Origin of the sequence: Pseudoalteromonas holothuriae (assembly GCF_945859825.1) — a bacterium.
GTDB classification, from domain to species: Bacteria; Pseudomonadota; Gammaproteobacteria; order Enterobacterales; family Alteromonadaceae; genus Pseudoalteromonas; species Pseudoalteromonas holothuriae.
Map to the genome: position 1 here is coordinate 17,037 of NZ_CAMAPC010000030.1, position 15,777 is coordinate 32,813.

A 15,777-nucleotide genomic window follows, 5' to 3' on the forward strand; every position below is an offset into this window, starting at 1 on the left:
CTTATTTATTGTTACCACTTGCTTTTTACAAAATCACAGTCGTTATTTTCACATGTCAAAATAAGATGTTCTAACGCTTTCATCGTTTCCAACCTAGACCCAGGGGTAATGGCACCATCATGAAAAAGATATGTATGATTAAAGTCATCAAGTGACGAGATTTCAGTTATCATCTGCATAGAATTACGTTGCCAATCTAGTGAATCAAATGACCAGAGAATAACTTTATAACCTCTTTGCATCAAAAGCTTAAGTTTTTGCTCATCTATTTCACCAAACGGCGGTCTAAAAGCCTTTTTATATTGAATATTGTGTTCTTCACATAACCCTTCAAATATATCAATTGACTTCATAAATATATTGTCATCAAGATTTGTGACTGGAATATGGTGCATCCCGTGAACTGCAATATCATGTCCATCGTTTAATACTTCTCGAACAACATCAATGTTACTAATTATTTTCTCTCCAAGCATAAAAAATGTCGCTTTTACATTGTGCCTTCTTAAAATATTTAACATTGAAAAACTATAAATTGACGGTCCATCGTCAAAAGTAATACAGGCACCTTTTTCATTTACTCCACCAAGAATAATACCTCTATTTATATATTGTCTAAACTTAGCGTAATTATTTATTTTTAATATGCTAGCGCATGGTTTTTCATCTAACAAGAAACTAATATCTCCCTTTCAACACTTAATTCAATAATACTTTTCCAGTCATGGCAAGTAAGTAATGAAACCATCGGATCTGTATATTTTCTAACTATATAATCGATATTTTTTCTAGAGGTTATCTTGTTCTTTTCTTCAAATTTAGGATGTGGCTTGTGTATTGCGCATTGTTCTTTCAAAACAACAAACTGTCCATGATTTTTAAATAATCGGATCCCTAAATCTACATCTTCTCCACCCCACGAGTTAAACCACTCATCGAAACCGCCAACTTGCCGTAAAAAGCTGGTTCTAGCCGAAACATTCCCTCCCCAACAAATAACCCATGGCGCAGATGACACGCTTAAGTCAAACCCTATACTCTGTACGGTTGAATATCGACAATCGTACAGTTTAGGTATATCTTTGAGCTTATTAAAGGATTCGTTTAAACCATTACTCAATAAAATATTATTGAGTGCTTGAGCATTAACTAAAGAAAACTCTTCTACACCATACGACATTCCGATAGCTACTTTTTTATTATTGAACAAGTGTTCATTTAAGTGCGAGAACAACATCTCTTTATTCGCGATCATGCCACTATCTAAAAATAGTGTGATTGGGTATTTTGCGAAATGGAGCCCAAGATTTCTTCCAGAAGAAACCCTAAACCCTTTATCTTCTATATAGTAATAACTTATATCTAAAAGTTTTCTAAACTGATCAACAATTTGTTTTGTACCGTCTGAAGACCCGTCATCTACCACAATTACCTCAAACCTTTCTCTATTTAACGTTTGAAGTAGCAACGAGTCCAACGTTTCTTTTAACAAAAGCATAGAGTTATAGGTTGGTATAACGATTGAAATACTTTGTAACCTCATTTCCTTCTCCATATGAAAATCATAATCATATATGAAATTAATAAACCCAATATAAACATTATAATAAAGTAATCAGAAAAGGGAACGAATATAAAACATATAAAAAACAAAAATTAAAGCAATTAATCTATTTACCATAAAAACATTAACATGCAATAAATTCATGCCACATAAATTAAAAAATAAAAAGCCAACTTGAAAATGGACTGACAATTGATTTAAATGAAACAATAAATCAAAAAAACCACCTTAACCATACAAAATAAGAATCTGAAAAACATTAACAATCATCACTTAAAATAATAAATTATTATATAAATACAAAATAAATACTATTTCAACCTTTAAAATGTAAGCGTCTAACGGTGATTAAGATGCAATGCTAAATCAGGAGTCACTAGTGGATATTCATGTACTACATCAACAAGAACACAGTATTCGATCCATTAGCCGTCAACTCAGTATCGCTCGCACTACTGTTCGTTGTTATTTGCGAAATATTGCTCGAACACCTAACTATGGCCCTAGGTCTGCTCGGCCTTCAAAGCTAGACCCTTTGAACCTTACTTTCGAGAACGAATTGAGGCTGCTAAGCCTTATTGGATCCCCGCTACGGTTTTATTACGCGAAATTCAGACGCTGGGATACGATGGCAAAGAAGGGATCTTAAAAATCTACATTCGGCAGTTTAAACGTAAGCAATGAGATGGATTCCTCCTCAACCTGACGAAGTGGCATTTGTAGAGCACATTGCTTATCGCTTAATCATGTGCCACTGCTTTATACTAATATTACTAAAGTGACACAAATTTTTAAAAACTACCCACCTAAGATATCTTAACTATTAACCCGAGGCCAATCCGCTTCGGGTTTGGTATCCTGATGTTAATAAAGAGAAACGTGTAGATTGGAAATGCCGCGAAGATTATAACCATCTCTATAACTCGGTTGTGGACCTATAATCCTCATTTTTGGATAGCGCGTTAGTAGCACATCAAATGCAATCTTTGCTTCTGTTCTAGCTAACAGGGCACCTAAGCAAAGATGAATACCACCTCCAAAAGTAATATGCTTATTATGAGAGCGAGTAATGTCGAATACTTCTGGATGTTCAAAAATAGCTTCATCACGATTGGCAGAGCCAATTAGCAGGGCTAAATGTTTGTCTTTTTCTATCCGCCTTCCTGCAATTTCAATGGGCTCTTTAGTGTAGTAGTCAATAGCTTGCACTGGAGATTCAAACCTCAGCATTTCTTCAATCGCATCGGGTAATAACGCACTATCCCATGTTAAACGTTCATAGGCTTCAGGGTGGGTTAGCAACAAAAATAGGCCGTTACTGAGCAAGTTTGAAGTTGTCATATGAGCAGCATTCATGACAATTTCCACCATTGAGAAAATCTCATTCTCAGTAAGAGATTGCTCACCATTTACGTTAACTAATAATGAAGTTAAATCGTTTGCTGGATTCTTTCTCTTTTCTTCTATCAACCATTCTAAATACACTGTCAGTTCTTCAAATGCCTTAAACCCTGCAATAGCACCATTCCCTAAGCTTCCGTCCAGCAAAGGTGCCATAGCATGCGACCATTCAGAGATCTGTTCAAAGTCATTCGCTGGAAAACCAAGAATTTTTGAAATGACAATGATCGGAAAAGGGATACAAAAATGTTGAACAATATCGACACTATTTTTATTCGGCAGATCATTTAATAACTCAACAACCGTCTTTCTTATGTCACTTTCTATATCTTTTATACCCTTACCTTGAAACATACTGCTGACCATTTTCCTTAGTCGAGTATGCTCTGGTGGATCTAAGTCTTGAATACGTCTGTCAAATTTCTTCGTAAATGGATACTTTTTTATAAGCATATCCTTACCCAATGTGTTGGGATTCACTTTAGACAGACGCTTGTCTTTCATTGCTTGAACAACGTCTTCATATTTTGAAACAAAGTAGATCACTTCTCCATTTGGAGTTTTAAAGGGATAAACAGGCATTTTTTCTCGAAACATCTTATATCTGTTGTAAATCGCCTGAGTTTCCATGAAAACACGGTTCTTTTCTTGTGATAATTTCATCATAAATATAATACAACTTATTGGTTAGCTTCTTAATATTATTCATCTTTATATATCATCGTCATATATAAACTATGCCAATTTAAGACTTTTATTAAGAATCTCTATTACATTTTCCATCATTGGAGGCTTAAATAAACTGTAGTGGTCACCTTGTATAACGGTGACTTCTAAATCTTCAATATACCGTTCCCAGACTTTTTCAGAACGTTCAGTTTCACTTGCCTTAATGTACTGAACGGTGCCTGAGTAGCCTTCTTTTGGTGTATAGTTATTTAACGCTGTATTTTGCATCTTAACGACTTCTAAATGATGTGAAAAACTAGATAAGCAAAATTCCTCATGTATTTTTCTATCTTCCTTCAAAATATTAAAGACTTTTTGAGTGGTGGTTTCAAAAGAATCATTTTGTACAAGCAAAGGGATGAGACTTTGATAACTTATCCCCATATCTAAAGCAATTGTAACTAAAGCCGATACATTTTCATTACCAAATAAATCAGTAATATCATAGTAACTATCCAGCATAACAACCGAATCAACAGATATCCTACTTCCTGATAATGCTTTCGCCAACTCATAAGATAAAACACCGCCATACGACCATCCAACTAAAGTAACAGTATTTCCTGTAAAATCGCTTAGCAATTGATCGGCATAATGTTCTGCTATTGACTCAACACTGGTAAAATTATAATCGTTGGTTCGGTCTAATGCTGGAGACTCAAAACCATAAATAGGTAATGCAGTTCGCCAATTGTTTACTAAAGCAGCATAACTCAATAAAGTGCCACCTATTGGGTGCAGTAAACATATTGCCTTTTTCTGTTCCACCCCTTTTCGCAATAGAGTAAAACTGCTGTTATCGTTACCTTGCTGGGCACCATGTCTGAGTATACTTGCAAACCCAGCAATTGTCGGATTGCTTAGTATGGTATTGATGTTAAGTTTGCAACCAAATTCTTGATCTATGCGTTCAAATAAATCCATCACTAATAATGAACTTCCACCGATTTGGAAAAAGTTATCGTGAATATCAATGTGTTCTGTTGCGAGTAGATCTTGCCAAACATGCTGTAACCGATTTTCTATATCATCATGTTGAACTACCGTTTGCTTACACTCTTGATCAGATTTTGAATAACGTAATAACGCTTGGGTGTCAATTTTACCATTCGTTGTTAAAGGTAATTCTCCAACCTCATAAAAGCGTGCAGGGATCATATAGTTGGGTAGTATTGCTGCCAAGCAATCACGTAAATCGTCACACTGCGTTTTTACAAGCTTCTGATAATGAGTATGTACAAAAGCAACCAACTTAGGTGCAGAAGCATCTTCCAAAAGCATGACCTTGGCTTGTATTACTTTTTGATTTTGTAACAATGCTGCCTCAATGTCCCCTAACTCAACTCTAAACCCTCTGAGTTTGACTTGATTATCAACACGTCCCATAAACTCAAGATCGCCATTGTGATTCTTTTTCACCAAATCACCAGTTCGATACATCCGTCCTGCATCGTTTGAAAATGGATTTGTTAACCAATGGCTCGCCGTTGCTTTAGGCTTATTCAAATACCCACGGGCTAATGTGCTGCCTGCAATATATAGTTCACCTACCTCACCATCACCGACCAATGCTAAGTTTCCATCTAGTACGTAAATACTTACCCCGTTCAGAGGTTTACCAATTGGAACGTCTGTTAAAATACTGGCGTCTGTAACCTCGAAAACAGTAGCAACAACAGAGGCCTCTGTCGGGCCATAAGTATTGAATAAACGACATTGCGGCATGGCTAAACGCCATTGCTTAACCAACTCAATTTGAGCTTTTTCACCACCTATAATAACACTCTCAACGCAAGCTGGCAGCCATTCAGAAGAGGGGCTTGTCTCGCTAATCTGTCGCTTCCAGCTCACATAATTGTGAAATACCGAAGTTGGTAAGTCCAATAAAGTGATCTCTTGCTCCACACATAGTCGCTCTAGCTTCTCAAAATCAATTACAGCTTCATCAGGTTTGAGAATTAAACGACCACCGGCGTACCAGGTACATAAAATTTCTTCAACTGCAGCATCAAAACTAATTGATGCGAACTGCATCACTCGACTGTCTTTTGAAATCTGATACGTATCTACAGCACTATGTACAAAAGCACTCACTGCTCCGTGCGTATTGACTACGCCTTTTGGCTCCCCTGTGGAACCAGAAGTGTAAATAACATACATTGTCTGATTCGCCAAAACCTCTTCTGGCAAGGCAATCTCCTGCTTGGATGCTGCGAAGACATCGGCATATTGAATAGCCAATTTATGCTCATTAAGAGTGTCATCAACACCATCAGTAATGACCAGTTTAGGTTTACAGTCATTGATAATAAGCACCTGCCGCCGCTTTGGAAGCTTCAAATCAATTGGCACATAGGCAGCACCAGCTTTTAGTGTCCCTAGTAGAGCAATTAACAGTCGGTAGCTTTTTGGCATGCATAGGGCAACAAAAGTTTCTTGACCAATTCCCTGCGCCACTAAGCCTTTAGCAAACTGCTCAGCTTTTCGGTTCAAGGTTGCATATGTTTCATGATGTTCACCATCAGTTAAGGCTATCTGCTGCCCGTTTTGTTCAACTTGTGTTTCAAACTCCTTCAAAAAAGAAGAGGGCTCAGCAGCGACACTGTGATTATCTAATAGCGCTGAACTAACACATTCATTAGACTCGGCATCAATACCTTGCTTTATCGGATCATCTGGTGAGGAGAATAACCTCTTCACAAGACGACCATACTGCTCAGCCAACTTGGCAATAGTATGCTCTTCAAATAGGTCGGTATTAAAATTGACAGTACCACTAAGCCCCTCACCGTCATCAGTCACAACCAAAGAAATATCGTATTGCGCAATTGTGTTTTCCACATCCACTGAACTAACTGACATATCTTTAGATGTAACGTGCTGGTTTGGTTGTTCATATTCATTCACTAACTGTGTTTGGTCCTTACCAACATAAGAGAAGTAAACTTGAAAAAGTGGTGAATGACTCACATCTCGCTTAGGACTCAAATGGCTGACAATTTGCTCGAAAGTTACATCCTGATTTGCAAATGCCCCTGCGGTCATTTTCTTCACATGTTCAACCAAATCATGGAATGTTTGTTGTTGCGTGAGCTGTATTCTTAATACAAGAGTATTGACAAAGAAACCTACTAATCCTTCAAGCTCGCTTCTATGACGATTAGCCGATGCGGTGCCAACGCCAATATCATTTTGCCCACTGAGTAGCGATAACTGAACCGAGAATACAGCCAACAAACACATAAAAGGCGTAACTTTATGGCGCTGCGCAAACGCCTCGACCAATGTTCTATGTTCAGCACCAAAATCAAAAGCATAATCTCTACCTTTAAATGTCTGAATTGCAGGACGTGGTTTGTCCGTCTGGAGCGAAAGTAACGTTGGTAAACCAGTCAAGGTCTGCTTCCAATACTCTAGCTGCTCTGAGTTTTTTGTCTTTGCGATATCACTATGTTGCCACAACGCATAGTCAATATACTGGATGGGCAAACGTGGTAGATTTGGCTGCTGCCCTTGAGCATGAGCTTGATACAAAACGTTTAACTCATAATTAAACAATTGTATTGACCATCCATCAGACACTATATGGTGCATGTTAACAAGCAACAAGAATTCACTGGCGCTACGCTCCACTAAAACCACTCTAAAGCCAGACTCTATATCTAACTTATAGGTTAACTGATGCCAACGTGAAGTCCATGCGGCTATATCCTCATCTGTTTCCATACTCTTATTGACTTTCTTTAATGACCAATCTTCACTTGAGTCTATAACTTGCAAAGGCTGACCATTATGCTCCACAAATCGCGTTCTAAGCACGCTATGACGAACCACAATATCTGCAAGGCTACGTTCTAGCGCTACGATGTCCAATGCACCCTCTAACCGCAAAGTAATTGGCATGTTGTAGACATTGCTATTACCAAACATTTTCTCGCTTAACCAAAGCCTAAACTGCTCATGAGACAATGGACCTTGCGACTGACCTTGTGCTGTTATCTCAACCACTGTGTGGTTATTTTGATGTTGAGATAGATGTTGTGCCAGCTTTGCCACCGTAGGATTTGCAAACAAAGCCATTACGTCGGTACTGTAAGGTAGCTGCTGCTGTAAGCGTGTGATCACTTGAACAGCCAATAATGAATGCCCACCCAAGTCAAAAAAGTTATCGTTTATCCCTATGGGTTTAACACCTAAAACATCTTCCCACAACTGTACTAATTGCTTCTCTATTACACTTTGCGGCTTAGCATATGAATTGTTGCTTTGCAGGGCGCCATTGGGTATTGGTAGTTCCGCCAGCGATACCTTACCATTTAACGTGAGTGGGATACTATCAACTGTAACGAAAACGTTGGGTATCATATAATCCATTAAATTGGCTTTTAGTTGTGAGCGTAATGTTTCACTCTCTAAGCATGATGTATCTACCCCGGACTGAGGTAAAATATAAGCAATTAGGCGCTCAACAGCACTAGGGTGCTCTTCTTTTGCTAAAGTACCAGCACGTACCTTGGCATTTATCAATTGCTTATTAGTGACGATAACTGCATCTTGAACTCCCACTAAACGCTTACTGGCATTAACGATCTCACCTAACTCAATTCGATGTCCTCTGACTTTTACCTGATGGTCATTTCGGCCTACGTACATAAGCTGCCCATCATCTGAACGCATGACTAAATCTCCGGTTCGGTACATACGCTCACCAGATACATTGGAAAATGGGTTAGGTACAAACTTTTGCGCTGTTAGTTCAGGTTGGTTGATATACCCTAACGCTAACGATTTACCCGATAAATACAGCTCCCCGATCTCTTGCGGGCCACACATAGTCATCTTTTCATCAAGGATATAGCAGTCAATATTCGATAGTGGCTGACCTAAAACTGGCACGTCATGTTCATGTATTACAGCACAAGTAGCATCAACAGTGCATTCTGTTGGACCATACATATTGTAGAAACGGCAACCTGTTTGTTCTGTCAGTAGATTCAATTGCTGCCACAATACTTGATCCAGCTCTTCACCACCTACCAATACTGTACGTAGATTTGTAGGACAGTGCGTCGCATGCCAATACTGTACTAACAATTTCAGTTGCTGTGGCGTACAGTCCATCCGCTCAATTCGATTTTCAATGAGAAACTCTGTCATTTTCTGCGGTGATAAACGCGTCTCTTCATCTATGAGATATAATGTAGAACCGAGGCACAATTGCACTATTTGCTGTACTGATGCATCAAAAACAGTTGATGCATTAAGCAATACTCTTTCCGCACTTATCACTCCAACAACATCACGCAGCCCATCGATGAAATTGACCAACGCAGAGTGCTGTATAACCACCCCTTTCGGTACACCTGTGGAGCCTGATGTAAAAATAATATAGGCATTATCTTGAGGCTCCACAGTCACATCAGAAGTGGTATTGGGCAACTTTTCCCAATCAACATTCGATATATCCATATATGGCACAGACACCTTAGGCTGGTGTATATTGCAGATCACTAAGTCTAACTCACCCTGTTCAATAATTAGCTGTAGACGTGCGGCGGGAAGCTCTGGGTCAAGGGGGACATATGCCGCTCCCGCCTTCAAAACTCCAAGCAAAGAGGGTATCAACCAAGATTCTCGCTTAAGATATAAGCCAACTTTTGATGAACGATTTATTCCCCGCGAAACTAAATAATGCGCAACTTGATTCGCTCGCTTGTCAACATCACTAAAACGATAGCGTTGACCATCGACCACCAATGCATCTGCATTTGGTGTACGCAGCGCTTGCGCATTAAAACGGCTAATAAATGAATCTAATACGGGAGGAGTCGCTGTTAAACTTGGCGCTTTTGTTTGGCTATCTGTAATAGTTCTAGAGCCAACTCCAAGAGGAGCTCCTGAGTTGCTAAGCAATCGTTCAACTAACGCCATATAATCATTCATCATATGTTCAATGCTTTGCTCACAGAACAGATCTATGTCGTAGTTTAAGCACCCCTGCAAACCAGATTCAGACTCTGAAATAGACAGTGACATATCATACTGTGCTATGACCCCATTTTGTGATTCACACATTTCAACCGCAATATCTTCAATAGCAGAGCCATCCCATGTCGGTTGAGCATCAAACCCTTTCTGATCTAAGTCCACATAAGAAAAATACACTTGGAACAGAGGTGAATAGCTCGTGCTGCGTTCCGGGTTTAAGTGCTCAACAATTTGTTCAAAAGTAATTTCTTGATTAGCAAATGCAGATAATGTTGTTGATTTAACCTGAGCCACCAATGCATCAAATGTCATTTCAGTTTTAATCCGGCCTCGAAGTACTAATGTATTGACAAAAAACCCAATAAGTCCTTCCAGCTCTGTTCGACCTCGATTAGCTGATGCAGTACCTACAGCGATATCCAACTGGCCCGTTAGTTCATACAGATGAACATAATACACAGCCAGTAAGCTCATGAATGGTGTAACACGATGTTGACGCGAAAACTGCGATACTAACACGCTGATCCGCTCACCAAATGAAAACCTAAAATTCACACCTTGGTGTTTTTGTATTGCTGGACGCGGATAATCAAGTGGCAAGGACAATACCTTAGGCATGCCTTGTAGCGCTGTTTTCCAATAGTATAATTGTGCTGTTGTCACGCCATTATCAGCTTCTTGATGTTGCCAATCTGCATAATCTATATACTGAATCGGCAACTCAGGAAGCGCTAAAGGTTCATTTGCAACTTTAGCACGATACAAGGCATTGAGTTCATAATTGAGTACTTGCATCGACCAACCGTCGGAGATGATGTGATGCATGTTGATCAATAGAAGATGTTCATGTTCTGCACAAATCACAAGCGCAGCACGAAAACCACTTTCTTCATCCAATTGATATGGCTGACTATGCCAATGCTGCACCCAGGCAGTGACTTGCTCATGCTCAACATCGCGTTTGTCAACCAATTGCATTGACCAGCTTTGAGTGCTATCGATACATTGTTTTGGCTCACCGTGTTCTTCAACAAATCGGGTTCGTAATATGCTGTGACGTGCAACAATCTCTTCCAAGCTCTTGCTCATCGCCTGATAGTTTAAGAAACCACTCAAACGCAGTGTCATTGGCATATTGTAAATACTGCTTTGACCAATAATCTTCTCACTCAACCAAAGTCGTACCTGAGCAAATGACAAAGGTCCTTGAGTTAAACCTTGAGCAGGAATACTTTCGTCATCGCAAGTATGTGCCTGTTTCAGCATTTCTGCTAAAGACTCAATATTTGGGTTTTGAAATAGTACAGCAACATCTAGTTGTAGCTTCAGTCGACGTTTAACTCGCGTTACCATAAGTGATGCCTGAATCGAGCTACCACCCAAGTCAAAGAAGTTATCTAATACACATATATCTTGTCTATCTAACAAATCTTGCCAGATAACCAACAATTCGCGTTCAATGTCATTTCTTGGTTTAGTTAATATTTTAACCCGTTCAACTTGTTCGCTTTTTTCAACAACTGGCTTGGTCTGCTTAAAACTTACTGAATTTGGTGACTGAATAAGATCATCGAACCAATACCTTTGCTCTTCAAACGGATAGCTTGGTAAACTGACACGCTGACAACCATCTGCAGCCTGTAGTTCCTGCCAATTAATAGCCATGCCACTGACCCATAATTCAAGTACTTTTTGCGCTTTCCCTTGTTTTATCCATTCTTTTAGTAGTGAACTAAAACCATCGTCTTTAAATAAAGTATTTAGTATCTCTTTACTTTGTATCTGCTCTGTACGTAATACACCAAAGTTTGGTCGTTGTTCTTGACTGCTTCTAAGGGCTCCGATCAGCTCTTTATAATTACTAACTACCGATGCCCAGCGATATGGCATAGCTTCTCGACCTTGTTGCAAAGTATAAGCAACATCACATAACCTATTTTCGCTGATATTGGCATGTTCAATGCCATGCAGAAGCGTTTCTATACGTCGGTCAAGTGCCCTTTGAGATTTAGCTGAAATTACAATGAGGTATGATTTTTCCTCGACTCGTCTTGGTACTGATTTTGGCACATACTCCTCAACAACAATGTGGGCATTAACCCCTCCAAAGCCAAACGAACTAACCCCTGCTCTACGTGGTAGTACAGCACCATCATGCGCTGTAAGCGTTTGCCATGGCTGTGTCTCTTTTACCAAATAAAATGGACTTTGAGCCAGTTTTACATGGGGGTTCTCCTGCTCACTATGCAAACTAGCCGCCAATGTTTTATGCTTCACCTGTAGCAGAGTTTTGATAATAGCTGCAGCGCCCGCTGCTAATTCCAAATGACCGATATTACTTTTTACAGAACCCAGTGCACAGTAAGGAACACTGTAGTCTTGTTGCCGCTGCGTGTGGTCTGCTGTATTGTCGTAAAGATTTTTGAATGCAGATTTCAAAGCATTCACTTCTATAGGATCACCTAAATCAGTTCCCGTGCCATGTGCTTCAATATAACCAACAGTACGAGGATCGACTCCTGCGTCTTTATACGCAGCTTCAATAAGCTGTGCCTGCGCTCTAGGGTTTGGTGCAGTCAGTGACGTTGCACGCCCACCATGGTTGACCGCAGAACCACAGATCACGCCATAAATATGATCGCCGTCTTGCTCTGCGTGGGATAGCGACTTCAATAGCAACACCCCCACACCTTCGCCTCTAACATATCCATTCGCGTTTTGACCGAACGATTTACATTTTCCATCTGAAGATAACATACCAACTCGGTCAAAAGATGCATGTACCAAAGGAGATAATAACGTATTAATCCCGCCAGCAAACGCCATCTGGCTTTTGCCCGAACCTATCAACTCTACCGCTTTGTGAATTGCCACTAAGGCACTAGAACAAGCTGTTTCAACCGGTTCACTTGGGCCATGAATGTTGAGTAAATAACTCACCCTAGCAGGTCCCATCGACGGCACCATGCTCGCTGAAGACAAACCATTTGAGGTGAGCAACTCACTGTACCCTGTGTTAGCAGTACCAACAAAAATTGCAGTATCAGATCCGGCTAGCTGATGCGGTGCATATCCAGCGTCATCTATGGTTTGCCAAACGTGGGTAAGCATTAACCGATGTTGAGGATCCATAAGTTGCGCTTCAAGTGACGATATGTCAAAAAAACCTGCATCGAAGAACTCAACGCCTTCAATAAAGCCACCCCATTTCATGCTAGTTACGCCGCGCTCTTCTAGCTCTTGCCAATTCCATCTACTGGCGGGGATCTCGCTGATACAATCTTTACCGTTACACAAATTATCCCAATACTCTTGGATATCCTTAGCACCTGGGAAACAACCGCTCATACCTATTACAGCAACTTTCCTTTTCTCTTGTCGTGGCGATTCATATGACTCAGTTCTAGCTGGTACATCAGAGAGTTCAGACAACCATGTCATACGACCCACTACATCAACATTTTGACTGGCGTTCATCTCTTGTACAGGCACAGCAACACTTGTATTAGCCACCTTGCGTTCAACAACTAAAGAACTACCTGGCTGCATGTGAATACCAAAACGTTTGATAAATACATCACTATGCGCTTGTGCTAAATACGCTGCAAAGCTTGCGATCGTTGGGTATTCAAAAAATACCGTCGGTGATAACTCCAATGTGCCATCTCGGCTTAACTCTTCGCCAAACTCTGTCAAGCTTATCGAATCAAAACCAAACTCTGAAAATTCACTGTCTATATCCACATCTTCCAGTGACATTTTCAACAGTCTAGCAACTTCGGAACGCATCCAGCTTTGTATTTGCTCAGTAAGATCTGGACTTTGAAAGTGTGTTAGCACTTCGGCTTTTTGTAAACTCTGTTGCTCTGTTGCAACATCGTAGGCCACGTTAGCAGGCTCCGCTTGAGCAAGCACTGGCTGAAGTGCCTCCACACCAAACCGCTTGATAAACACTTCACTGTGTTCTTGTGCTAAGTATTCTGCAAAGCTTGCTATTGTTGGGTATTCAAAAAATACTGTTGGTGATAATTCTAATGCACCATCACGACCCAGCTCTTCTCCAAACTCCGTGAGACTTATCGAATCAAAACCAAACTCCGAAAACTCACTCTCTACATCAACATCTTCCAGTGACATCTTCAACAGTCTGGCCACCTCCGTACGCATCCAGTGTTGGATCTGCTCTTGCAATCCTGCTGTCGCTACCTCTGATATAGCTCGTTCTGCCACTGGCCCATTTGGGGCTGAATTAGGGGCTGACAACGCTGCGCCTAACATCTGCTTTAAGCGCGCCGTATCTCCACTGAGTACCACCGCTTTATCAACCGCTTGTATTAGCGTCTGACACAAACACTGCCAACCTGCTTCACTCTCTAATGGTCGCATACCCGTATATTCAAACAGCTTCTGTTCCATTGCCGCTGGCATACTCATACCGCCGTCTCGCCACAGTGGCCAAGCAATTGAACTACTTACCCCTGAGCTACGCCTTGAACGTGCCGCCATGTATTGGTCCATAAACGCATTCGCTGCGCCATAGGCTCCCTGCCCACGGTTACCTGTCACTCCCGCCAACGACGAAAACGCCACAAAAAAGTCTAGCTCTATCTCTGCACTGCCCTCATCTAGCGCTACCAAACCCGCTACCTTCGATGCAAAAACAGCTTCTAGGTCCGCTGCAGTTTTGTGTTCTAATAAACCATCTTTTAGCACGCCCGCGCAATGTAATATACCGTGCAATGTACCGTGTTGTTTTTGAATGTGTGCCAGTAATGGCTGCACTTCTTCTTGGTCACTGATATTAACTGCATGATAACTCACACCCGTTGGTAATTGTGCTAGCTCATCTTGCGTTTTATCACTGCGTCCTACTAAAATAATCTGGCTCTGGGGTGCTGATTGACGTAGCTTGTTCATCAACAAACGCCCTAGCCCACCTAGACCACCTGTTATCAGGTACACTCCATCTTCACGCCACGGCGTGGCCCCTGATGCTTCAAAAGTCTGTGTTGTAAAAGACTGACCATATAATGTTGGCCCTTTCACTGCGATACATACTTCGTGTGGATACTTCGCGGCCTGACTCACCATTTGCCATTGCGCGTCAGCATCTAAAGTACTGTCCACCGCAATCATCTGAGTACGCAGTGTGGGTGACTCGATGCTTGTCGCTTTTAACATCCCTGCAATACCTTGTAATAGCGCCTGCTCTCCCTCGCTCGGAACCAATACCTGTAATAACTGTTCCTGCTTGCTTTGCTGTAGTCGTTGGACAACCTCTAACACTGTATGCGCACATGCGTTGTAAGCCGACACTATATCTTGTGTCAGAACATGCTGCTCATATTGCACCTTTGCATTATCTGGCGTGACGCCCACCGGTAAGAATGAACAAATTGTCTGTGGCAAAACCGTGTCACTTTGCTCCATATCACTCAGCACTCTCGACATCGATGAGGACAACAATAGAGTGTTATCTGGTGCTGTAGTAACTGTCGTTGACGAAGTACGCTCTCTCTGAGTTGGTGCCACAGGCGTTTTCAATGCACGTGCGCTGAAACCAATCAACTGTACACACACCTGTCCATCTTCGTCACACAAAGTAATATTCAGTTTCTTCAGTTGCTCACTGCTACCCTGCGCTTGCTCTACCAGTACCCACACCTGCCGTGGACACCTCTTGTAAACCGTCACTTGCTCTAGTGCAAAAGGCACCTGTGCTCCACCATCTTGACCCGCTGCAAGTGATAAACCTATGCTCGCTTGCAACGCTGAGTCTAACAACGACGGGTGTAAACAGTACGCTTCTTGCTCCCTTTCTAAGCTTGTCGGCAAACACAACTGACCTAATACTTGCTCTGGGCTTATATATAATCTCGTGATCCCTTTGTGCCCAGCACCATACTCCAGTCCCGCTGCGCTGTACGCCTTGTAACATTCTTCCGCCGATAACTGCTGCGGTAGGTGCTCACGTAATGCCGTGATGTCTATTGCTGCACATGCCGATGACGTAGCCATGCTCAATACACCACGACAGTAAACCTGCTCTGGCTCACCCTCTGCGCTTATCTCAAACCTGACATCTCCTTGCTTTG

Annotated in this window: 4 protein-coding genes; all 4 read right to left on the bottom strand. The window is 41.2% G+C overall.

Annotated elements, in window-relative coordinates; genetic code table 11:
- Positions 1 to 11 precede the first annotated feature (11 nt).
- Entirely contained in the window at positions 12 to 674 is a 663-nt protein-coding gene (locus tag OCI93_RS20150; protein WP_261595390.1) for a polysaccharide deacetylase family protein, read from the bottom strand.
- Complete coding sequence (locus tag OCI93_RS20155; protein ID WP_261595391.1) at positions 668 to 1,543, bottom strand: glycosyltransferase; 876 nt, start codon at positions 1,541 to 1,543, stop codon at positions 668 to 670. The genes OCI93_RS20150 and OCI93_RS20155 overlap by 7 nt, the downstream gene beginning before the upstream one ends.
- Positions 1,544 to 2,428: 885 nt before the next feature.
- On the bottom strand, positions 2,429 to 3,631 hold the full coding sequence (locus OCI93_RS20160; protein WP_261595392.1) for a cytochrome P450: 1,203 nt from the start codon (positions 3,629 to 3,631) through the stop codon (positions 2,429 to 2,431).
- 69 nt (positions 3,632 to 3,700) lie between these two features.
- The gene (locus OCI93_RS20165; protein WP_410007654.1) at positions 3,701 to 15,700 is read right to left on the bottom strand and encodes an amino acid adenylation domain-containing protein; all 12,000 of its coding nucleotides are present in this window, start codon (positions 15,698 to 15,700) and stop codon (positions 3,701 to 3,703) included.
- Positions 15,701 to 15,777: the final 77 nt, after the last annotated feature.

Excerpts from the sequence above, each read along its gene's own strand:
- OCI93_RS20160 (WP_261595392.1), bottom strand. The coding sequence starts at position 3,631 with ATGATGAAATTATCACAAGAAAAGAACCGTGTTTTCATGGAAACTCAG.
- OCI93_RS20155 (WP_261595391.1), bottom strand. The coding sequence starts at position 1,543 with ATGAGGTTACAAAGTATTTCAATCGTTATACCAACCTATAACTCTATG.
- OCI93_RS20165 (WP_410007654.1), bottom strand. The coding sequence starts at position 15,700 with ATGGCTACGTCATCGGCATGTGCAGCAATAGACATCACGGCATTACGT.